The 22378-nt window shown below is 68.6% G+C and carries 18 protein-coding genes; 8 read left to right on the top strand and 10 right to left on the bottom strand.

Annotated elements, in window-relative coordinates:
• Positions 1–166 precede the first annotated feature (166 nt).
• A complete protein-coding gene (locus LVB77_RS02065; RefSeq protein WP_232908566.1) occupies positions 167–2905 on the bottom strand; it encodes a TonB-dependent receptor in 2739 nt (912 codons plus the stop codon).
• 138 nt (positions 2906–3043) lie between these two features.
• A complete protein-coding gene (locus tag LVB77_RS02060) occupies positions 3044–4051 on the bottom strand; it encodes a glucokinase (RefSeq protein WP_232908565.1) in 1008 nt (335 codons plus the stop codon).
• A 428-nt stretch (positions 4052–4479) separates the two neighbouring features.
• On the opposite strand from LVB77_RS02060, the gene LVB77_RS02055 reads away from it, so the two are divergent.
• Positions 4480–5799 (top strand): sugar MFS transporter, encoded by a 1320-nt coding sequence (locus tag LVB77_RS02055; protein WP_232908564.1) that lies wholly within the window; start codon positions 4480–4482, stop codon positions 5797–5799.
• 191 nt (positions 5800–5990) lie between these two features.
• On the top strand, positions 5991–7034 hold the full coding sequence (locus tag LVB77_RS02050; protein ID WP_232908563.1) for a LacI family DNA-binding transcriptional regulator: 1044 nt from the start codon (positions 5991–5993) through the stop codon (positions 7032–7034).
• 441 nt (positions 7035–7475) lie between these two features.
• On the opposite strand, the gene eda is transcribed toward LVB77_RS02050, so the two are convergent.
• Both eda and LVB77_RS02040 read right to left on the bottom strand, forming a co-directional pair.
• Positions 7476–8123, bottom strand: a complete 648-nt coding sequence (gene eda / locus LVB77_RS02045; RefSeq protein ID WP_232908562.1) for a bifunctional 4-hydroxy-2-oxoglutarate aldolase/2-dehydro-3-deoxy-phosphogluconate aldolase — start codon at positions 8121–8123, stop codon at positions 7476–7478.
• 89 nt (positions 8124–8212) lie between these two features.
• On the bottom strand, positions 8213–8893 hold the full coding sequence (locus tag LVB77_RS02040; RefSeq protein WP_232908561.1) for an HAD family hydrolase: 681 nt from the start codon (positions 8891–8893) through the stop codon (positions 8213–8215).
• Positions 8894–8934: 41 nt separating this feature from the next.
• On the opposite strand from LVB77_RS02040, the gene LVB77_RS02035 reads away from it, so the two are divergent.
• Positions 8935–9237, top strand: a complete 303-nt coding sequence (locus tag LVB77_RS02035; RefSeq protein ID WP_232908560.1) for a hypothetical protein — start codon at positions 8935–8937, stop codon at positions 9235–9237.
• 108 nt (positions 9238–9345) lie between these two features.
• Here LVB77_RS02035 and edd read toward each other — a convergent pair whose 3' ends face one another.
• From edd to zwf, 3 genes are all read right to left on the bottom strand, one after another.
• A complete protein-coding gene (gene edd / locus LVB77_RS02030; RefSeq protein WP_232908559.1) occupies positions 9346–11178 on the bottom strand; it encodes a phosphogluconate dehydratase in 1833 nt (610 codons plus the stop codon).
• Positions 11179–11398: 220 nt separating this feature from the next.
• The gene (pgl, locus tag LVB77_RS02025; protein WP_232908558.1) at positions 11399–12154 is read right to left on the bottom strand and encodes a 6-phosphogluconolactonase; all 756 of its coding nucleotides are present in this window, start codon (positions 12152–12154) and stop codon (positions 11399–11401) included.
• Entirely contained in the window at positions 12138–13655 is a 1518-nt protein-coding gene (gene zwf, locus LVB77_RS02020; RefSeq protein ID WP_232908557.1) for a glucose-6-phosphate dehydrogenase, read from the bottom strand. Before zwf ends, pgl begins: the two co-directional genes overlap by 17 nt.
• 148 nt (positions 13656–13803) lie before the next feature.
• Between zwf and LVB77_RS02015 the strand changes: the two genes are divergently transcribed.
• From LVB77_RS02015 to LVB77_RS02000, 4 genes are all read left to right on the top strand, one after another.
• Complete coding sequence (locus LVB77_RS02015; protein WP_232908556.1) at positions 13804–14556, top strand: GntR family transcriptional regulator; 753 nt, start codon at positions 13804–13806, stop codon at positions 14554–14556.
• A gap of 35 nt (positions 14557–14591) precedes the next feature.
• On the top strand, positions 14592–15602 hold the full coding sequence (locus tag LVB77_RS02010) for an SIS domain-containing protein (RefSeq protein ID WP_232910428.1): 1011 nt from the start codon (positions 14592–14594) through the stop codon (positions 15600–15602).
• A complete protein-coding gene (gene nagA / locus LVB77_RS02005; protein WP_232908555.1) occupies positions 15602–16744 on the top strand; it encodes an N-acetylglucosamine-6-phosphate deacetylase in 1143 nt (380 codons plus the stop codon). The genes LVB77_RS02010 and nagA overlap by 1 nt, the downstream gene beginning before the upstream one ends.
• A gap of 82 nt (positions 16745–16826) precedes the next feature.
• On the top strand, positions 16827–17183 hold the full coding sequence (locus tag LVB77_RS02000) for an Imm51 family immunity protein (protein WP_232908554.1): 357 nt from the start codon (positions 16827–16829) through the stop codon (positions 17181–17183).
• A 55-nt stretch (positions 17184–17238) separates the two neighbouring features.
• On the opposite strand, the gene LVB77_RS01995 is transcribed toward LVB77_RS02000, so the two are convergent.
• From LVB77_RS01995 to LVB77_RS01985, 3 genes are all read right to left on the bottom strand, one after another.
• Positions 17239–17577, bottom strand: a complete 339-nt coding sequence (locus LVB77_RS01995) for a hypothetical protein (RefSeq protein WP_232908553.1) — start codon at positions 17575–17577, stop codon at positions 17239–17241.
• A gap of 101 nt (positions 17578–17678) precedes the next feature.
• Positions 17679–18017: a hypothetical protein gene (locus tag LVB77_RS01990; RefSeq protein WP_232908552.1), complete on the bottom strand. Its 339-nt coding sequence runs from the start codon at positions 18015–18017 to the stop codon at positions 17679–17681.
• The gene (locus tag LVB77_RS01985) at positions 18014–18337 is read right to left on the bottom strand and encodes a cyclic-phosphate processing receiver domain-containing protein (protein WP_232908551.1); all 324 of its coding nucleotides are present in this window, start codon (positions 18335–18337) and stop codon (positions 18014–18016) included. Before LVB77_RS01985 ends, LVB77_RS01990 begins: the two co-directional genes overlap by 4 nt.
• Positions 18338–18589: 252 nt before the next feature.
• Between LVB77_RS01985 and LVB77_RS01980 the strand changes: the two genes are divergently transcribed.
• Positions 18590–22282 carry an indolepyruvate ferredoxin oxidoreductase family protein gene (locus tag LVB77_RS01980; RefSeq protein WP_232908550.1) on the top strand — a complete coding sequence of 1231 codons (3693 nt, stop codon included), beginning with the start codon at positions 18590–18592 and terminating at the stop codon, positions 22280–22282.
• Positions 22283–22378 lie beyond the last annotated feature (96 nt).

Raw genomic sequence — 22378 nt, 5'->3', positions numbered from 1 at the left:
ACAAGGCCCGGCATAACCGGGCCCGCTGTCGCAGCTATGCGCGTCCGGCCCGCCTTGCGTCGGGCCGAATGCCGTCGAACCATGGGGTGCGGTGAGCCAACGGCGAACCGCACCATCGCCAGACCGGGGCCCGACGACGGTACGGCGCTTACCGCCCCCATCCGCCTCAGTAGTTGAAGCGGAAGTTCAGATAGTACTGGCGGCCGTTCTCGTAGACCGAGCGCGGACGGTCCTTCGTAGCGTAGTACGTAGTCTTGGGGTTGTTGAGGTTCATCGCATCCAGGCTCAAGGCCATGTGGTCGTTGATCTTGTAACCGAACGAGGCCGACACGGTGTCGATTTCGTCCTGATAGAAGGCCGAGTTGCGATCCAGGCCGCTGTAGAACTCGGAGCGGTAGGTGTAGTTGACGCGCGCATTGAAGCGATCGTTCTCGAACCACAGGCCGACGTTGTAGGTGTTCTCGGACGTGCCCAGCATCGGCGTGCCGTCGTCGGTGTCAGCCTCGGCATAAGTGTAGTTCGCGAACGCGCCGAAGTAGTCGCCGATCGGGCCTTCCCACGCCAGCTCGAAACCGTTGACCTTGGCACCGGAGTTGACCGGGATAGTGACGTCGTAATCGACCAGGACGCCGTTGGGTCGCAACGCGTCGATCGTGAGGTACTGACGACGCACATTGGCCAGCGAGACGTAGTTGTCGATGTTCATGCTGAACACGCCGAAGGAGAACAGCGCGCGCTCGCCGTAGTACCACTCCACGGTCGCGTCGAGGTTGGTCGACAGGATCGGGGCGAGGTTCGGGTTGCCGCCGGTGCCGTTGCCGACGCCACCGGCCGCGGACGGCGGAAGCAGCGAGACCGCGCCCGCGATGGCCGAGAAGTCCGGTCGGGTCAGGGTGCGCGAAGCCGCCAGGCGCAGGACCACGTCGTCGGTGATGTCGAGCTTGAGGTTCGCGCTCGGCAGCCAGTCCTTGTACGTGTTCTTGGTGACTTCGACCTGGTAGGGGCCAAAGGCCGAAGTCGTGATCACGCCGGGAGCGTTGGGATTGGTCGCCTGGACATAGTTGGTGACCTCCTCCTTGGTCTCCACGTAACGCAGGCCGACGTTGGCCGTCCAGCGCTCACCCTGGAAGTTGAGCTGGCCGTAAGCGGCGGTGCTTTGCTCTTCCAGGCCGTAGGCCCCGAGGAAGTAGAAACGCGAAACCGGATCGCGGTTGGCCAGACGGTTGAACGCGGCAAGACTTTCAGGCGAGAAGTACCAGATGTTGCGCGGGAAGTTGCCGCCGATGCCGTTGGCGAAATCGCCCGGGTAGTTGCTGAAGCCCTGTGGCCAGTTGGCCGGATTGAACGGGTCCTGCGGCAGGGCGAAGTTCGGGCCCTGCGCGGTGACCTGGTCGAGGTTGCGCTCGTGCTGCGCGTGGCGCACGCCGAAGTCGATCGAGCTGACCAGGCCGCCGTCGAAGAAGTAGGTGCCGTCGATCTGGCCCCAGTCTTCCTTGTCCTCCACATCGATGTCCTGGAAACCGAAGATCCAATCCAGGCGATAGTCGGTGTTGGGAATGCCAGGCGCGCCCGTGTTGGCGTTGCCCAGATGCCAGTCGGCCGCGCCGATGCCGTTGATGCCCCAACCGCCGCCGCTGTTGAGGCCCACGTCCCACTCGGCCACGTCCTGCACCGGGGTTTCGCCGTGGCCTTCGGAGGTGCCGGCCTGGGCCGATAGACGCAGCTTGTCACTGACGTCCCACTTGCCTTCCAGGCTGAAGAACTCGGTGCTGGACTTGGCGCCCGGACGCGAGATCTGATCGTAGATGCCGAAAGCGTTGGACGGGTTGGCACCTGGAGTCGGCGCGAAGTTGGCCGAGACCAGGGTGTTGTTGCGCACCACGTAGCCCGGCAGCGGCACCTGGCCGTTGGTTCCGGAGGTACCGTTAATGATGCGGCTGCCCCAGATCATGTAGTTGCGGTTGTAGTTGTCGGCCTTCATATCCGAGCGGAAGTAATTGGCTTCCAGTTCGAAGTTGTCGGCCGGCTTCCACTGTGCCGTGAACATGCCGCCGGTGCGCTTGCGTTCCTGCTCGAACAGCGCCGAGCCCAGGAGGGTCGGGAAGAACACGCCGACCAAATCCGGATGGGCGACGCCGGCGGCGGTGTTGGGGCCGATAGCCTCGTAGCCGAGCAACTCCTGGCCGTCGCGGCGCAGATGACGCTCTTCGCTGAAGGCCTGCACGGTGATGCCGAAGCTGCCGTCCTCATTCTTCCAGTTGCCCAGCACCGAGATCTGCGGATCGGTCTTGCTCGGTTGCTCGGCGTACACGCCGCCGACCGAGCCGAAGATGCTGAACCCCTTCTCGAAGTTGAGCGGGTTGCGGGTGACGATGTCGACACTACCGACCGCGCCGCCTTCGACCAGCTTGGCCTCGGACGACTTGCGCACGATCACCTTGTCGACCAGTTCCGCCGGCAGCAGCGAGTAGCTCACGCTGCGGCCCACCGTGCCGGTCTGGTTGAGCACGAACCAGTCGCCGGTGGCGATGTTGTGGCCGTCGATCAGGGTCTGGGTGAAGCTGGGGCTGGTGCCGCGCATGGACACGCGGTCGTTCTCGTCGAACGCGCCTTCGTTGGCGCTGGCCGCCGAGATGTTGACGCCGGGTACGCGCGCGAGCGAGTCGGCGACGTTCTTGTCCGGCATCTTGCCGATGTCTTCGGAGGTGATGACTTCGACGCGGGTGACGTCGTCGCGCTTGGTGTCCAGCGACTGCTCGATCGCGCCGCGGATGCCCTTGACGACGATGGTGTCCAGGTCCTTGGCGTCCGGCGTAGCGGGTGCGGCGTCCTGCGCCACGGCCTGACCGGCAAAGCCGAGGGCCGCGACGATACTGACGGACAGAATGGTCTTGCGAACTTTCATTGGGTTCTCTCCCTCGGGCTATGGTCCTCTCCGCCGCTCGATCTGCGTCGATTGGGCGAAGCCTGGTACGTCCTGTTCCAGCGCCGTTGGTGGCCGACGCCGGCAATACGACTGATGCTGCGTAGCGCGCTGCCGGCCTCAGGCCTGGCTGGCGTGTTCCAGATACCAACTGGCGGCGCCGATGACGCCGAGTTGTTCGTTCTCGATCAGGCGCACCGGCACGCGCTCCAACACCGGGCGCATCGCGCCCTTGTTGAGCAGGCGCTCGCGGAACGCGCTGGCGTCGAGGAAATCCTTGAGCTGCGGCAGGATGCCGCCGGCGATGAACACCGCCTTGGCGCCGCTGACCACGGTCAGGTCGCCGATCACGCTGCCCAGCAGCGCGCAGAAGGTCAGCACCGCCTCGCGCGCGATCGCATCGCCGCGGCGCGCGGCCTGGGTGATCGCGGCCGGCGCGCGCAGGCTGGGCTCGACGCCGTCGATCGCGCACAGCGCGTCGTACAGGTTGACCAGGCCGGGGCCGGACACCAGATGTTCGGTGGACACGTGCGCACCGCGCTGCTGCATCCAGCGCAGCACCTCGATCTCGCGCGCGCTGCCGGGCGCGAACGCGGTATGGCCGGCTTCGGTCGGCAGCACCGCGGTGGCGCCGCGGAACGGGATGCGCACCGCCGCGCCCAGGCCGGTGCCGGGGCCGATCACCAACACCGGACCCGGCGCCGAATCGCTGACACCCAGCGTGAGCAGGGTGGAATCGCCGGGCGCCATGCACTGGGCGGCATGGGCGGCGGCCTGGAAATCGTTGATGAACTGCACTTCGCGCAGGCCTAGCTCGCGGCGCAGCTCGGACAGCGAAATCCGCCAGGGCAGATTGGAATTGATGACCGCGTCGTCCAGGACCACGCCCGCACAGGCGATAGCGACCCGGTCGGCGCCGGCGCCGGCACCCGCGCCGGCCAGGAAGTCGGCCAGGATCGCCGACAGGCTGGGGGAGTCGGCGCAGACGTACTTGCGATGGGCCAGCACCGCCACGGCGCATTCGCCGGGGCCGCCGGCACGCACCAGGCCGACCCGGGTGTGGGTGCCGCCGACGTCGGCGGCGATGAACGGGGACGCGGCCGGGGCCAGCTTGCTGGCTGCGCTCATCCGCACCGCTCCGACCCGGCCGATGCCGCGGCGAGGTGCCGAGCGTTCGCCCTTCCGGCGCCCATGGGCTGCGCCGCGCGGGGCGAAACCGCCGTCCGCTTCGAATCCGACTGCATCGTTTCCCTCCATTGGTCCCGGCCAGCCCCCGCTGGCGGAGCCGAGAGTGCCCACCATTTGACAACGTTGTCAACTTGCGGTCACGAACGCCTAACGAACGCACGAAAACTGCGAACTGACGGCGTTTTCCTTGATGCAGCGCAACATTCGACCGCGCCGGACCGGCCCAGGTCGGGGCTGGGTTTGCGGGCGTTGGCTGGCTTGTCGGACAAAGTTGTGACACCTTGAGCCAACGGATGTCGTGCAGGTCATTGCGACAGGCCGTAACGCCGCGGGGCGCTCCCCGCTTCCTGGAGGGGAGTCCTGATCACATGTCCACGCCCAATACCGGCGGTCCGCCGCAGCGTTATCTCGGCTCGATCGCGATCGTCGGCGCGCTGTTCTTCATCTTCGGCTTCGTCACCTGGCTCAACGGCCCGCTGATCTCGTTCGCGCAGCTGGCGTTCGACGTCAGCGAATCGCTCGCCTTCCTCATCCCGAGCGCCTTCTACATCTCCTACTTCTGTCTCGCCCTGCCTTCTTCATCGATCCTCAAAAAGACCGGCATGAAGAAGGGCATGGCGCTGGGCCTGTTCCTCATGGCCGTCGGCGCGGCCGTATTCGGGCACTACACCACGCAGCGCATCTATCCGGGCGCGGTGACCGGCGTGTTCGTCATCGGCGCGGGCCTGGCGATCCTGCAGACCGCGGTGAACCCCTACATCAGCATCCTGGGACCGATCGAGGGCGCGGCGCAGCGCATCGCGGTCATGGGCATCTGCAACAAGCTCGCCGGCTGGGCGGCGCCGTTCGTCATCGGCACGCTGGTCATGCACGGCATGGGCGACGTCGCCAGCCAGGTCGCCGGCGCGGACCCCGCGACGAAGGCGGCGGTGCTCAACGAGTTCGCCGCGCGCATCCATACGCCCTACATGGTCATGGCCGGGCTGCTGGCGCTGCTCGCGGTGGGCATCCTGTTCTCGCCCCTGCCGGAAATCCGCGCCGAGGACGTCAATGCCGAAAGCGCGCAATCCGAATCCGGCGGCAAGCAGGCCGGCCTGCTGCAGTTTCCGCATGTCTGGCTGGGCGCGCTGTGCATCTTCGTCTACGTCGGCGCGGAGGTGATGGCCGGCGACGCGATCGGCACCTACGGCCACGGCTTCGGCCTGCCGCTGGACCAGACCAAGTTCTTCACCTCCTTCACGCTGGGCGCGATGCTGATCGGCTACCTGGTGGGCCTGGTCACGATCCCGCGCTTCATCTCGCAGGAGCGTTATCTGAGTATTTCGGCGGTGCTCGGCGTGGCCCTGACCATCGGCGCCTACCTGACCCACGGCATCGTCTCGGTCGGCTTCGTCGCTGCGCTGGGCTTCGCCAACGCGATGATGTGGCCGGCGATCTTCCCGCTCGCGATCCGCGGCCTGGGCCGCCTCACCGAGAAGGGCTCGGCGCTGCTGATCATGGGCATCGCGGGCGGCGCGGTGATCCCGCAGTTGTTCGTGCATTTCAAGCAGCACTACGACTTCCAGGCCGTGTTCGCGCTGCTGATGATCCCCTGCTACCTCTACATCCTGTACTTCGCCGTGCGCGGCCACCGCGCCGGCCTGCGCCGCAACGCACAGGTCGGCGCCGCGGCGGCGCAGCGCGGCTGATCGCGATGCGGCGGGCCGGGCACGCGTCCGGTCCGTCGCGCGTGCGCCACCGCGGGCCGCCGACGCCCGCCCTGTGCCGAAGCCGGCCGCCCACGCGCGGCGCTTGCGTCGCGTCGGCGCCCGAGTAGGCTAGACCCCAGGCCGCGTGTCCCGTATGCGCGGCATTCCCGAACGACTACCCCGAGGCCGCGGTGCGCCGACCCACGATCAAAGACGTCGCAGAACGCGCCCAGGTCTCGCTGAAAACCGTCTCGCGGGTCATCAACGACGAGCCCAGCGTGCGCGCCCGCACCCGCGCACGCGTGAACCAGGCCATCGCCGAACTCGACTACCGCCCCGACCCGTCGGCGCGCAGCCTGCGCAGCGCGCAGCCGTACGCGATCGGCGTGGTCTACGACAACCCCAACCCGTACTACATCATCAGCGTGCAGAACGGCGTGCTCGCCGCCTGCCGCGAGACCGGTTACGGGCTGCAGATCCATCCCTGCGATTCGTCCTCGCCGCTGCTGGCCGCCGACCTGATCGACCTGGTCCAGGGCGCGCGCCTGGCCGGCCTGGTGCTGGCGCCGCCGATGTCCGAGCGCATGGAGCTGGTCAGCGAACTGGTCGCGCACGGCATCCGCCTGGTGCGCATCGTCTCGGCCGCCGAAGACCCGAAGGACGGCGCGCCCTGCGTGTGGGTGGACGACCGCGACGCCGCCTACGACATCACCGAGCACATGATCCAACTCGGCCATCAGCGCATCGGCTTCCTCTGGGGCGGCAAATCGCACCGCTCCAGTTGGGAACGCTACAAGGGCTATGCGCAGGCGCTGAGCGACTACGGCATCGGCGAGGACGAGGACCTGGTGCTGCCCGGCGACTACTCCTTCGACGACGGCTTCCGCGGCGCGCGCCGCCTGTTCGCGCTGCCCAATCGGCCGACCGCGATCTTCGGCAGCAACGACGAAATCGCCGCCGGCGTGCTCGCCGCCGCCAAGTCCAGCGGGATGCACGTGCCCTACGACCTGTCGATCGCCGGCTTCGAGGACAGCCCGTTTTCCAAGCAGTCCTGGCCGACCCTGACCACCGCGCGCCAGGCCACCGAGGAAATCGCGCGCCACGCCGCATATCGCCTGATCGCCGACCTGCGCCGCGAAACCGACCAGCCGCTGCAGATGCCGGCCAACGAAGGCTTCAGCCCGACCCTGGTGGTGCGCGGCTCGACCGCGCCGCCGCGCCCGCCGCAGGTGTGAGTGGCGCACGCGCCGCGTTCCCGCTGCTTTGGGTAGGTGCGGCGCAAGCCGCGACCGTGATGCGGCAAGCGCGGCGTCAGCTCGATCGTCACGGGCACCATCGCCTTCTGTGGGAGCGGCGTAAGCCGCGATGAGGCTCCGCGTATCGCAGGACTTCCCGGCGTGGAGAAATCGCGGCTTACGCCGCTCCCACAGAATGCCGACGTCCGACCGCCCCTGTAAGAGCTGCGCGAACTGCAACCGCGAAACCACGGCTACCGCGCAATCTGCGGTGTTGTGGGTATCGCTGTGGTTCGTGTTGTCGCGGTCGCGGCTCATGCCGCTCCTACAGACAGCACGGATGTTTCGACCGCCCCTGTAGGAGCTGCGTGAGCTGCGACCGCGAAATCACGGCTACCGCGCAATCCTCGGTCGCTGCAGGTATCGCCGCGGGCGTGCCGGCTAGCCGCGCAGCTGCGCCGCCGCGCGCGCGAGGGATTCGATCTGCGCCCAATCGCCGGCCTTCACCGCCGCGGCGGGCGCCACCCAGGAGCCGCCCACGCAAGGCACGTTGGCCAGCGCCAGGTACTGGCGCGCATTGTCGATGCCGATGCCGCCGGTGGCGCAGAAACGCAGTTCCGGCAACGGGCCGCCGATGCCGCGCAGCGCGCCGGTGCCGCCGATCGATTCGGCGGGGAAGAACTTGAGATAGCGGTAGCCGTGCTCGGCCAGGGCCATGGCTTCCGATGCGGTCGCCGCGCCGGGCAGCCACGGCAGGTCGGTGCATTGCGCGGCCACGATCAGGCCGGCGGACGCGCCCGGCGACACCGCGAAGGTCGCGCCGGCCTTCTGCGCATCGGCGAAATCGATCGGCCGGCGCACGCTGCCCACGCCGACCCGCGCGCCCTCCACTTCGGCGGCGATCGCACGCACCGCGTCCAGCGCGACCGGCGTGCGCAGTGTCACCTCGATCGCGGGCAGGCCGCCGGCGACCAGGGCGCGCGCCAGCGGCACCGCCTGGGCGAGCTCGTCGATCACCAGCACCGGCACCACCGGCGCCAGCGCCAAGACGTCGGCGATGCGCTCCTGCAGATCGTGGATCGAATTCATCGCGGGCTCCGTGGGTTCGTTGCGAGCGAGGGCGCCAACCCTCGTGAGTGTTCGTCGTGGTGCAGGCTAACCGCCGGCATCGCGCGCGCTCAAGCGCGCGCGGCGACTTCGTCGATGTGCTTGAGCAGGTCGGCCGGATCCTCGTAAACGCGGAACGCGCCGGCGCGTTCGAGTTCGTCCTGCCCATAACCGCCCGACAGCAGGCCCACGCCCAAGGCGCGCGCGCGCCGCGCGGCCAACAGGTCCCAGATGCTGTCGCCGACCACGATCGAATGCTCGATATCGGCGCCGAGCCGGTCGGCCGCGGCCAGGAACAGGTCCGGATCGGGCTTGGCGTGACGCACCATGTCGCGCGTGATCACCGGCACGCGCTGCGGATCGACGCCGAGCGCCGCCAGGTTGTAACGCGCGGTTTCCATGCGCCCGCTGGTGGCGATGGACCACGGAATCTCGTTCTCGCTGAGGTAGGCCAGCAGCTCGACCGCGCCCGGCAACGGCCGGATCTGCGTGGCCTGATCGCCGTAGGCCTGCGCGTGCAGGCGATGCAGACGCTCGACGCGTTCGGGCGTGATGTCGATCCCGGTCTCGCGCAGCAGGATGTTGGTGAACAGCCCGCCGCTCATGCCGATCTTGCGGTGGATGCGCCACACCGACAACGGAATGCCGTCGGCGTCCAGCGCCTGCTTCCACGCCAGCACGTGCTGGTAAACGCTGTCGACCAGGGTGCCGTCCAGGTCGAACAGGAAGGCGGTGCGGACGGGGGCGGGCATGGGGGCTCCAGAGGTGGGCTGGTTGATGGGGGCTTTGGGTATTGCTGGTGCTGGTGCTGGTGCTGGTGCTGGTGCTGGTGCTGGTGCTGGTGCTGGTGCTGGTAGTTCAGATGGTGTTGTGGCGTTGCGGGTACTGCTTCTGCTTCGCGCTCTTCTTTTTTGCCGTCATTCCCGCGAAAGCGGGCTCTGCTTTACTTCGGCGCAGCCGAACATCCAGCGACTTCAGCGCCATGTCGCGTAGACGGCGAATGCCTGGGAGAACGGCGATGCAGCACGGCTCCGTTCGACTCCCTCACGATTGTCGCAACAACCAAGTCACTGGATGTTCGGCTGCGCCGAAGTAAAGCAGAGCCCACCTTCGCGGGAATGACGGATTGGGGCGACGACGGATCTGGGTTGCGATTGGCACGCGGAGTTCACGCATCAAAGCGCCGTGATGCATCGAAGCGCCTTCAAACCTCATCCCGCCCAAACACCCCCGCCCCCCGATCCGCCGGCGCGGCGTAATCGCGGAACGCGGCGAACAATTCGCGGCCCATGCCGACGTGGTGGGAAGACAAGTCCGCGCGCGCATGTTCGCGCTGCGTCCAATCGTCCTGCGTGCGCAGGCTGAGCGTGCCGGCGACCGCGTCCACGCGCACCACGTCGCCGTCGCGCAGCTGCGCCAACGGACCGCCGCACGCCGCTTCGGGGGTGACATGAATCGCCGCCGGCACCTGGCCGGACGCACCGGACATGCGGCCGTCGGTGACCAGGGCGACGCGATGGCCGCGCTTTTGCAGCACCGTCAGGGTCGGCGTGAGCTGGTGCAGTTCCGGCATGCCGTTGGCGCGTGGGCCCTGGAAACGCACCACCACGACCACGTCGCGGTCCAGCTCGCCACGCTCGAACGCCTGCTTGACCTCGTGCTGCTCGCTGAACACCCGGCACGGCGCCTCGACCACCCAGCGGTCTTCGGGCACGGCCGAGACCTTGATCGCGGCGGTGCCGAGTTCGCCGACCAGCACGCGCAGGCCGCCGTCGGCGCGAAACGGCTCGGCGACCGGACGCAGTACGGAGGGGTCGCCGCTGCGGCCGGTCGCCGGCACGTAGGCGATGCGCCCATCGCCTTCGAGCCGCGCTTCGACGCGGTAACGGTTGAGGCCGGGGCCGGCCACCGTCTCGACATCGCCATGCAGAAGACCGGCGTCGAGCAGCTCGCCTATCAGGAACGCCAGACCGCCGGCGGCGTGAAAATGATTCACGTCGGCGCTGCCGTTGGGGTACACGCGCGACAGCAGCGGGATCGCCGAGGACAGGGCGTCGAAGTCCTCCAGCCGCAGCTCGATCCCGGCCGCGGCCGCGATCGCGATCAGGTGCAGCAGGTGGTTGGTGGAGCCGCCGGTGGCGTGCAGGCCGATCACGCCGTTGACGATCGCGCGCTCGTCGACGATGCGGCCGATCGGGCGGTAGTCCTCGCCCAGCGCGGTGATCTGCGCCGCGCGCATCGCCGCCTGCGCGGTCAGTGCGTCGCGCAGCGGCGTGTTGGGATGGACGAAACTGGATCCGGGCAGGTGCAGGCCCATCAGTTCCATCAGCATCTGGTTGGAATTGGCGGTGCCGTAGAAGGTGCAGGTGCCCGGGCCGTGGTAGCTGCGCGCCTCGGCTTCGAGCAGTTCGTCGCGGCTGGCCTCGCCAGTGGCGTAGCGCTGGCGCACGCGCGACTTCTCGTCATTGGGCAGGCCCGAGGTCATCGGACCGGCGGGCACGAAGATGCCCGGCAGATGGCCGAAATGCAGCGCGCCGATCAGCAGGCCCGGCACGATCTTGTCGCAGACGCCCAGGTACAGCGCGGCATCGAACATGTCGTGCGAGAGCGCGATCGCGGTCGACATGGCGATCACGTCGCGCGAGAACAGCGACAGCTCCATGCCTTCGCGGCCCTGGGTCACGCCGTCGCACATCGCCGGCACGCCGCCGGCGACCTGCGCGGTCGCGCCGGCCTCGCGCGCGGCGGCCTTGAGCAGTTCGGGATAGCGCTCCAGCGGCTGATGCGCCGACAGCATGTCGTTGTAGGAGGTCACGATGCCCAGGTTGGGCGCATGACCCGAACGCAGCGCCTGCTTGTCGCCGGCGGCGCAGGCCGCGAAGCCGTGGGCGAGGTTGCCGCAGGACAGGCGCCGGCGCTGCGGACCCTGGCTTTGCGCGGCGTCGATGCGCGCCAGGTAGGCGTCGCGGCGGGCACGGCTGCGTTCGACGATGCGTTGGGTGACCTGAGCGACTACGGGATGCAATTGGACGTTCACGGGGACTCGATTCGTGCTGGGCGCCAACAACGGCGCCGACCGGTTCCCCCCTTTGGAAAAGGGGGGCTAGGGGGGATTTGCTTTTGCCTTACTTTCCAGCAGCAGCAACGACAAAAGCAAAAGAAAATCCCCCGTACCCGCTACGCGGGTCCTGCCCCCTTTTTCAAAGGGGGCGAGTGTGCGTTCCTTCGGCGCGGTGGCGTCACCATGTGCAAGCGCATCACGGACTCCAGTACAGCGTCGGCGGCGCGGACGCGCCGGCCAGCACCGAGCGGATCGGCAGCATGCTGCGCGGGTCGCGCTGCACCGCGTCGAGCAGCGCGCGCTTCTTCGCGCCTTCGATATGCAGGTATAGCGCCGGCGCGGTGAAGATCGCGCTCAGGGTCAGGCTCATGCGCGGCTCCGGCATGGCCTCGGTGCGCACCGCCATCACCGGCGCGCGCCCGCGCGGCTGCAGGCCGATGTCGCGCAGCGCCGGATTGTCGCGGCCCAGGTCCGGAAACAGCGAGGCGACGTGGCCGTCCTCGCCCATGCCCAGCACCGCCACGTCCAGCGGCAGACCTTCGTTGGCGATCTTGGTCAGCACCGGCATCAGCGCCGCTTCCGGCGTTTCGGTGGGACGGTACATCGGCAACAGGCGCGCGCTGGCGGCGTTGTGGCGCAGCAGATGATCGCGCAGCAGTCTTTCGTTGGAGCGCGGATGCTCCGGCGGCAGCCAGCGTTCGTCCACCGGCAGCACCGTCACCCGCGCCCAGTCCAGCGTCTGCGTCGACAGCGCCTCGAAGAAGCGCTTGGGCGTGTTGCCGCCGGACAGCGCGATGCAGGCTTCGCCATGACGCGTTAGCGCGCCGCGCAGGTCGGCCGCGACCTGCCGGGCCAGCGCCTGCGCGAGCTGTTCGGCGTCGTCGAAGTTGCGCTCGTGCAAGGGCAGCGGCAGCGGTTCGATCACGGTCAAGCGCTCAGCCTGCATCTTCATGCCAGGTCCTCCCGTCGCGTTCGATCAAGGCCACCGCGGCGCTGGGGCCCCAGCTGCCGGCGGTGTAGGGGCGCGGCGCCTCGGCGCCCGCGGCCCAGGCGGCGCGGATCGGGTCGATCCACTTCCAGGCCGCGTCGACTTCGTCGCGGCGCATGAACAGCATCGGGTTGCCGCGCACCACGTCCATCAGCAGGCGCTCGTAGGCGTCGGCCTGACGGCCGCCGAAGGCCGCGGCGAAACTCATGTCCAAGGGCACGTGGCGCAGGCGCAGGCCGCCGGGGCCGGGCACCTTGTTCATCAGCCACAGCTTCACGCCCTCGTCGGGCTGCAGGCGCAGCACCAGCTTGTTCGGCGCCAGCCGGCTGGACGGGTCCTGTTCGGTCAGATCCTCGAAGATCGAATGCGGCACCTGGCGGAAGGTGACCACGATTTCCGAGACGCGCTCGGCCAGGCGCTTGCCCGTGCGCAGGTAGAACGGCACGCCGGCCCAGCGCCAGTTCTTCACTTCGGCCTTGAGCGCGACGAAGGTTTCGGTGTGCGACTGCGCGCCCAGCTCCTGCGCGTAACCCGGCACCGCGCGGCCGTCGACCGCGCCGGCCTTGTACTGGCCGCGCACGGTGTACTGGCCGGCATTGCCGTTTTCGATCGGGCGCAGCGCGCGCAGCACCTTGAGCTTCTCGTCGCGGATCGCGTCGGCAGCCAGCGACGACGGCGGTTCCATCGCCACCAGGCACAGCAGCTGCAGCAGATGGTTCTGGACCATGTCGCGCAGCGCGCCGGACTTGTCGTAGTAGGGTGCGCGCGATTCCACGCCGACGGTTTCGGCGACGGTGATCTGCACGTGGTCGATGTGCTCGGCCTTCCACAGCGGTTCGAACAGCGCGTTGCCGAAGCGCAGCGCGGTCAGGTTCTGCACCGTTTCCTTGCCCAGGTAATGATCGATGCGGAAGATCTGCGTCTCGGCGAACACGCGGCCCAGCGCATCGTTGATCGCATCGGCGCTGGCACCGTCCTTGCCCAGCGGCTTTTCCACCACCACCCGCGTCTTCGGCCCGACCACACCGTGCGACTGCAGGCGGTCGCCGACGATGCCGAACAGGTCCGGCCCGACCGCGAGGTAGAACACGCGCACGCGCTCGTCGCCGGCGAACTCGGCCGCGAACTCCGGCCAACCCGCGTCCGAACTCAGGTCCAGGCGCCGGTACAGCAGCAGCGCCAGGAAGCCGTCGATCGCGTCGGATTCGCGCGCGTCGAGATTGGCGAACTTGGCCAGGGCCTCGCGCACCCGGCCGCGGTAGTCGTCGTCGCTCTGGCTGTCGCGCGCGATCGCGACGATGCGCGTGCCGGCGACGATCTGGCCGTCGGCGTAACGATGGAACAGCGCCGGCAGCAGCTTGCGCAGGGCCAGATCGCCGGTGCCGCCGAAGATCACCAGGTCGAACGGGGCCAGCGGCGCCGAATGCGGCGCCTGGGAAGGAGTGGGCACGGAATACACGCTCATGGACGGGCTCGGACTGGTATGGGCAAAACCATACCAGGAAAGATACCAGTCAGATACCAGTTAATCAAATAAGCCTGAAATCAACCATTTATGACAGGCGTCACGGCCCAGGTTGCCCCTAGTGGTCTGTGACTGGTATCTTTTACCCATGGAGCCCTACCTCGTCAGCGAGTTCCGCCGCCAGGCCCAGACGCGTCGCGCGCCGGCCTACCAACACCTGCGCCGAACCCTGCAGCACGCGATCGAGAACGGCGAGCTCACCGCCGGCCAGGCCCTGCCCGGCGAGCGCGAGCTCGGCAAATTGCTGGACCTGTCGCGGGTCACCGTGCGCAAGGCCATCGCCGGCCTGGTCGCCGACGGCCTGCTGGTGCAGCGCCAGGGCGCCGGCACCTTCGTCGCCGAACGCATCGTCAAATCCTTCTCGCGCCTGACCAGCTTCACCGACGATCTGCGCGCGCGCGGGCTGGACCCGCGCTCGACCTTCCTGGAACGCGGCGTCGGCGAGGTCACGCCCGAGGAAGCGATGGCGTTGAACCTGTCGCCTGGCGCGGCGGTGATCCGCTACTACCGACTGCGCACCGCCGACGGCGTGGCGCTGGCGCTGGAGCGCACGGTGGTGCCGCTGGCCGTGCTGCCCGATCCGGGCCTGGTCGAAAACTCGCTGTACGAAGCCTTCGCCAAGCTCGGCATCCGTCCCGCGCGCGCCTTGCAGCGGCTGCGCGCGATCGCCTTCGACGCCGAACAGGCGCGCCTGATGGGCCTGCCCGAAGGCGCGCCGGGCTTGTTCATCGAACGCCGCACCTTCCTCGACGACGGCCGCGTCGTCGAGTTCACCCGATCCTTCTATCGCGGCGACGCCTACGACTTCGTCGCCGAACTGCAGAGCGAAACCACACCGTGAGCACCGACCTGCCGCTGGACCCCACGAGCACGCGCATGTACGCCGAGGCCGAGGAGGCCGGCGACGCGGTCGCGCGCCAGTTCGCCGCCAACGCCGACGCCGTCGACGACCTCAGCGACTACCTGCGCCAGCGCCCGCCGCGCTTCATCGTCACCTGCGCGCGCGGCAGCTCCGATCACGCCGCCACCTACGGCAAGTACCTGTTCGAAACCCAGCTGGGCCTGGTGACCGCGTCGGCGTCGCCGTCGGTGGGCTCGGTGTACGCGATCCAGCCCAAGCTCGAGGACGCGCTGTTCGTGGCGATCTCGCAGTCGGGCAAAAGTCCGGACCTGGTGCGCAACGCCGAAATCGCCAAGGCCGCCGGCGCGCACGTGGTGGCGCTGGTCAACGTCACCGACTCGCCGCTGGCGCGCGTGGCCGACACCGTGCTCGGTTTGCACGCCGGCCCCGAGACCAGCGTGGCGGCGACCAAGAGCTACCTGTGTTCGCTGGCCGCGCTGCTGCAGCTGACCGCGCGCTGGAGCAACGACGCGGCGCTGTTCAACGCCGTGCACGCCCTGCCCGAATCGCTGCGCGCCGCGTTCGCGCAAGACTGGTCGCCGCTGGTCGAGGGCCTGAAGGACGCGCGCAACCTGTTCGTGGTCGGCCGCGGCCTGGGCCTGGGCGCGGCGCAGGAAGCCGCGCTCAAGTTCAAGGAAACCTGCGGCCTGCACGCCGAGGCATTCAGCAGCGCCGAGGTCAAGCACGGGCCGATGGCGATCGTCGGCCCCGGTTTTCCGGTGCTGGCCTTCGCCCAGGACGACGGCACCGGCGACGGCACGGTCGCGGTGGCCGAGGAATTCCGCGCGCGCGGCGCACCGGTGTGGCTGGCCGCGCCGGGCCGCGACGGCGCCGGCACCCTGCCGCTGGCGCGCTCGCGGCATCCGGCGATGACGCCCTTGCTGACCGTGGCCAGCTTCTACAAGGCCGCCAATGCGCTGTCGGTGGCGCGCGGGCACAATCCGGATCTGCCGCCGCATCTGAACAAGGTCACCGAGACGGTCTGATGTCCGCCAGCGCCGCCACCGCCTTCGTCAACGGCCGCGTGCTCAGCGAGCGCGGTTTCGAATCCGACCTGTGCGTGATCGTCGAAGACGGCCACATCGTCGCCGTGGTTCCGGGCGTCGCGCCTGCGGGCGCGCAGACGATCGATCTGCAGGGGCGCTACCTGGTGCCCGGCTTCATCGACACCCAGGTCAACGGCGGCGGCGACGTGCTGTTCAACGACGCGCCCGATGTCGAAGGCCTGCGCCGCATCGCGCAGGCGCACCGCCGCTACGGCACCACCGGCCTGATGCCGACCCTGATCAGCGACGACGTCGAGGTGATGCTGCGCGCGATCGCGGCCGTGCGCGAGGCGATCGCGCAGGGCCTGCCGGGCATCCTCGGCATTCATCTGGAAGGGCCGTACCTGGCCAGCGCGCGCAAGGGCGTGCACAACCCCGACAAGTTCCACACCCCGGACGCGGACGAACTGGACCGCATCGCCTCGCTGGGCACGGGCAAGACCATGCTGACACTGGCGCCGGAGCGCTTCGACAACGCCACCCTGCAGGCCCTGGCCGCGCGCGGCGTGCTGGTTTGCGCCGGCCACACCGCCGCGGACTACGAGCGCCTGCGCGCAGCCTTCGCCCACGGCGTGCGCGGCGTGACCCATCTGTACAACGCGATGACGCCGATGGGCAGCCGCGAACCCGGCGGCGTCGGCGCGGCGATCGAGGATGCGAACAGCTGGTGCGGCGTGATCGTCGATGGCGAGCACGTGCACGACGCCTCGCTGCGCATCGCCATCGCCGCCAAGCCGCGCGGCAAGATCATGCTGGTCACCGACGCGATGCCGCCGGTCGGCGGAGAACGCGAAGACTTCGTGCTCTACGGCCAGACCATGACCTGCCGCGACGGCAAGTGCAGCACCGCCGACGGCACCCTCGCCGGTTCCGCGCTGGACATGGCCACGGCGGTGCGCAACTCCGTGCAACGCCTGGGCCTGCCGCTGGACGAGGCCTGCCGCATGGCCTCGGCTTATCCGGCCGACTTCCTCGGCCTGGGCCACGAGCTGGGCCGCATCGCGCCGGGGTACCGCGCGGACCTGGTCGCGTTAGACGACGCGCTGCACGTCGCCGACAGCTGGATCGCCGGACAGCGCTGACGCCGGCCGGCGTTATGATCGATTCGCCCGACGATGGATCCGCGCGCGCTGTCGCGCGCTTCGCGCCGACGAAGGATTCGACATGAGCGACGACCGCACCGACCGCAACAGCTACGCCCCCTTCATCCTCATGGACCGCGGCGGCTATCGCGCGCTGCTGCTGGCCGAACCGGGCATGGAGGCCAAGCAGCACCTGTTTGCCGAGCGCGAAGACGCGGGCTGGAGCGGCAACGGTTACGACTGGAGTGCGCTGGCGCAGGCCGTGGTGGCCGAACGGCTGCCGCAATTGCAGGGCCGGCTGCGCTTCGATCCGGAGGCCGGCATGCTGTCGGTCGGCGGCGAACGCGCCGACCTGGAAACCCTGGGCACGGCGCTGCGCGCGCTGTATCGCGACGACGACGCGCTGCGCGATCTGCTCGCGCGCGCCGAACTCGATTGAGCCCGCAGCGAACGAGGTATCGCTCAAGACTGCGGGCCATCGACGCCGGGCGACCTCAGGGCTGGTCCAGATCCTTGATGTCGATGAAGTGCCGGCACACCGACGCGCGCCCGGTCATGTCCACGGAACGCACCAGGCCGTCGGTGCTGATCACGAACACGAACTGGCAGTTGTCGTTGGCCATGATCGCTTCGGGGCCGGTGACGTTGGCGCCCCAGATCGCCATGGTTCCGTCGTCCAGCGACTTCTCGCGGTGCGGACGGCCCATGCGCAGCTGCAGCGCCGAGTACGGCGTGCCCACGAAGTGCTGCAGCCGGTCCAGCGGATAGTCCTGCGGTGTGGTGGCGCAGGCGGCCAGCAGCGCGCAGCCGGCGAAGAGCGGGATCGTTTTCATGGCGCGAATGGTAGCGGCGCGGCGCGACACCTGCGCACCGGCCGATCGCATGGCGGCCGCACGCAGTCCGCAGGATGCGGTGGACGTCAGGAGTAACGCGCTCAAGCCGGCGGTTCGCGCGCGAGCAAGGGATGATGCACCGCCAGCACGGTCGCCACGCCGACATCGCGCGCACCTTCCGCGACCTTGAGCTCGCGCCCTACCCACAGCGTGCCGGGATACTGCTCCGGCGCCAGCAACCAGACCTCGGCGCGCGCACGCTCGCCGGTGTCCACGTGCGGTACGCCGATGAACTCGTGGTACGTGGACGTCCACAGGTCGGACGCGATGCCGTACAGCGGCCGATAACCGGACAGCACGCGCTTGACCTTGCCGCTGTGGGTGAGCGCGGTCAATTCGAACAGGACCGTGACGTGGGCGGGTGCGGGCGGGCGGTTCATGGCGACGCATCCGACGCGGACGCATCCAAACGCGCGGCCCAACGCGCGATCGCCGCTATCCCCGCCTCCATGCGCAGGCGCGCCGACGGGTTGGCCGAGTGCACCACGATGCGCGGCGGACGGAAACGCTCCAACGCCACCGCCTCCTCGATCCAGGCGATCACGTCGTAACCGGTGCCGCGCGCGTCGTCTCCCAGGTCGTGGTCCAGGCTGAGTTCGGTCACGCCGCCCTGGCGCAGCAACGCGATCGCCTCGTCGGGCCAGTACACCCGTACCCAGCCGTCCGGAGTCGTTCGTTCGTCGTCGAGATACACGCGCATGGCCGCGACCTTAGCGTCCGGCCGTGGCGAACGCGAATCGGGGCGGTAAGCGGTTTCAGGCGACGGCGGCGGCCACAACGCGTGTGTCCCCAGTGCTGGCGACGGGCCTTGCGCGGGCCGCCTGGCGGCCGCTTTCGCCACAAAGGCTATAATTCCGAGTCTTTGCTCGGGTCCGGCGCTCGCCGGCTCCGATCAGGACATCCCGTCCTGTCCCCCGCCAGCCCACCCGCGGCACCGCCGCGAGAGCCCGCCATGACCAGCACCGCAGAACTCAGCTCGCCCTCGTCGGCGAACACTTCCCTGACCAATTCCGTCCTCGATCCGGACTACGGACTGGAGCACAAGTACACGCGTCAGGAAGGCCGCATCTATCTGTCCGGCGTGCAGGCGCTGGTGCGCCTGCCGCTGATGCAGCGGTTGCGCGATCAGGCCGCCGGCTTGAACACGGGCGGTTTCATTTCCGGTTACCGCGGCTCGCCGCTGGGCGGCTTCGACCTGGAGCTGTGGCGCGCGCGCAAGCATCTGGAAGCGGCCGGCGTGAAGTTCACCCCCGGCCTCAACGAGGATCTGGGCGCGACCATGGTCTGGGGCACGCAGCAGACCAATCTGTTCCCGGGCGCCAAGGTCGAAGGCGTGTACGGCATGTGGTACGGCAAGGGCCCGGGCGTGGATCGCACCGGCGACGTGTTCAAGCACGCCAACGCCGCCGGCACCGGCAAGCACGGCGGCGTGCTGGCGCTGGCCGCCGACGACCACGCCTGCCGCTCCTCGACGCTGCCGCACGGCTCGGAAGGCGAGTTCGTCAGCGCGATGATGCCGATCCTCAACCCGGCCGGCGTACAGGACATCCTCGACATGGGCCTGGTCGGCTGGGCGATGTCGCGTTACACCGGCCGCTGGGTCGGCTTCAAGACCATCGCCGAAACGGTCGAGTCCTCGGCCTCGGTGGACGTCAATCCGCTGGCGCTGCAGATCGTCACCCCCGACGACTTCCAGCTGCCGCCGGGCGGCCTCAACATCCGTTGGCCGGATCCGCCGATGGATCAGGAAATGCGTTTGCACCAGTACGCGGTCAAGGCCGCGCAGGCGTTCGCGCGCGCCAACAAGATCGACCGCATGGTCATCGATTCGCCGAACGCGCGCCTGGGCATCATCACCACCGGCAAGAGCTACCTGGACGTGCTGCAGGCGCTGGAATACCTGGGCCTGGACGCGCGCGCGTGCTCGGAACTGGGCATCCGCGTGTACAAGGTCGGCATGACCTGGCCGCTGGAGCCGGTTGGTCTGCGCGCATTCGCGCGCGGCCTGCAGGACATCCTGGTGGTCGAGGAGAAGCACGCCTTCATCGAAAGCCAGATGAAGGAGTCGATGTACAACTGGGACGGTGGCCAGCGACCGTCCATCGTCGGCAAGTACGACGAGAACGGCGACTGGATCCTGCCGTCCACCGGCGAACTGACCCCTGCCCGCATCGCCGGCGTGATCGCGCGCCGCATCCAGCGCTTCCATGACAGCGAGCACATGCGCGACGTGCTGCGCTGGATGGAGGAGAAGGAATCCGAACTGGCCCTGCCGCGCGCCGCGTTCCCGCGCGTGCCGCACTACTGCTCGGGCTGCCCGCACAACACCTCCACCGTGGTGCCGGAAGGCTCGCGCGCGCTGGGCGGCATCGGTTGCCATTACATGGTGACCTGGATGGACCGCAGCACCGACACCTTCACCCACATGGGTGGCGAAGGCGTGACCTGGTCGGGCCAGGCCGCGTTCACCGAAACGCCGCACGTGTTCCAGAACCTGGGCGACGGCACCTACTTCCACTCCGGCTCGCTGGCGATCCGCCAGTCGGTCGCCACCGGCGTCAACATCACCTACAAGATCCTCTACAACGACGCGGTCGCGATGACCGGCGGCCAGCCCGTCGACGGCACCCTGTCGGTGCCGCAGATCGCGCACCAGGTCCGCAGCGAAGGCGTGCAGACCATCGTGCTGGTGTCCGACGACATCGCCAAGTGGAACAAGCGCGAGATCTTCCCGGGCGAGATGGAGTTCTACGACCGCAAGGAACTCGACGAGGTGCAAAAGCGCCTGCGCGAGACCAAGGGCGTGAGCGTGCTGATCTACGACCAGACCTGCGCCACCGAGAAGCGCCGCCGCCGCAAGCGCGGCAAGATGGTCGATCCGCAGAAGCGCGTGATGGTCAACAGCCTGGTCTGCGAAGGCTGCGGCGATTGCGGCAAGAAGTCGTTCTGCGTGTCGGTGCTGCCCAAGGAAACCGAGTTCGGCCGCAAGCGCGAGATCGACCAGTCCAACTGCAACAAGGACTATTCCTGCGTCAACGGCTTCTGCCCCAGCTTCGTCACCGTGCACGGCGGCGGCCTGAAGAAGAAGAAGGGCAGCAACGCCAAGGACCGTCTGTCCGATCTGCCGCTGCCGCAGCTGCCGGCGCTGGACCAGCCCTGGAACATCCTGATCACCGGCGTCGGCGGCACCGGCGTGGTCACCATCGGCGCGCTGCTGGGCATGGCCGGTCATCTGGAAGGCAAGGGCGCCTCGGTGCTCGACCAGACCGGTCTGGCGCAGAAGGGCGGCGCGGTCACCACCCACATCCGCATCGCCAAGACCCCGGCCGACATCCACGCCGTGCGCATCGCCGCCGGCGAGGCCGACCTGGTGCTGGGCTGCGACATGGTCGTGGTCAACGACTACTGGGCGCTGTCGAAGGTGCGTGCCGGCCGCAGCGCGGTCGTGCTCAACAGCTACGAAGCCATGCCGGGCACCTTCACCACGCGTCCGGACATGCAGTTCCCGGCCACCGACATCGTCGCCGCGGTCAAGGTCGCGCTGGGCGGCCAGGATCCGCACGTGGTCGATGCCACCCAGCTGGCCACCGCGCTGATGGGCGACGCGATCGCGACCAATTTGTTCATCCTGGGCTACGCCTGGCAGCGCGGCCTGGTGCCGATCGCGTTCGATGCGCTGATGCGCGCGGTCGAGCTCAACGGCGCCGCGATCGAAATGAACAAGACCGCGTTCGCCTGGGGCCGCCTGGCCGTGGTCGATCCGGCCGCCGTGGCCGAGGCCGCGGGCCTGGTGCGCAACGCGCCGACCCGTGCCGAAGCCACCCCACGCGACCTGCCGCACCTGGCGCCGGGCGAGTGGGAAGGCAACGAGTGGGGCGCGACCTCGGCGCCGCGCGCGACCCGCAAGGAAGACGAACTGCGCCACGTGCCGGCCCAGGCCGACAGCGACAACGTCGCCTTCCTGCCGCTGGACGACCTGCGCCTGTCGCGCTCGCTGGACGAACTGATTTCGCGCCGCGTCGCCTTCCTCACCGACTACCAGGACGCCGCCTACGCCAAGCGCTATGCGGACTTCGTCGCCCAGGTGCGCGCCGCCGAAACGGCCAAGGCGCCGGGTTCGACCGATCTGGCCGAAGCGGTCGCGCGTTACTTCTTCAAGCTCATGGCCTACAAGGACGAGTACGAAGTCGCGCGCCTGTACACCAGCGGCGAATTCCAGCGCAAGCTGGAGCAGCAGTTCGACGGCGACTACAAGCTCAAGTTCCACCTCGCCCCGCCGCTGCTGGCCAAGAAGGATGCGCAAGGCCGCCTGATCAAGCAGGAGTTCGGCCCCTGGGTGCTGACCGCGTTCAAGTGGATGGCCAAGCTGCGCAAGCTGCGCGGCGGCAAGCTCGACATCTTCGGCTATACCGAAGAGCGCAAGATGGAGCGCCAGCTGATCGCCGACTACGAGCGCACCGTCGCCGACCTGCTGGGCTCGCTGGACAACGGCAACGTCGACCTGGCCGCAGAAATCGCCTCGATCCCGGAGCACATCCGCGGCTACGGCCACGTCAAGGAAGCGCACCTGCACCAGGCCAAGGAGCGCGAGGCGGAGCTGATCAAGCAGTACCGCAATCCGCTGCGGATCGTGCAGGCGGCGTAAGCGCTGCGCAACACGGATGCAAGAAAACCCCGCGGCAGCGGGGTTTTTTTTGACGCGCGACGCCGACCCGGGTACTCCTTGAGCGTTTGACGATGG

Origin of the sequence: Lysobacter sp. 5GHs7-4, from assembly GCF_021284765.1 — a bacterium.
GTDB lineage: Bacteria > Pseudomonadota > Gammaproteobacteria > Xanthomonadales > Xanthomonadaceae > Lysobacter.
Note: the sequence above shows the minus strand (reverse complement) of the source record. Positions and strands in the feature narration are given on the sequence as shown.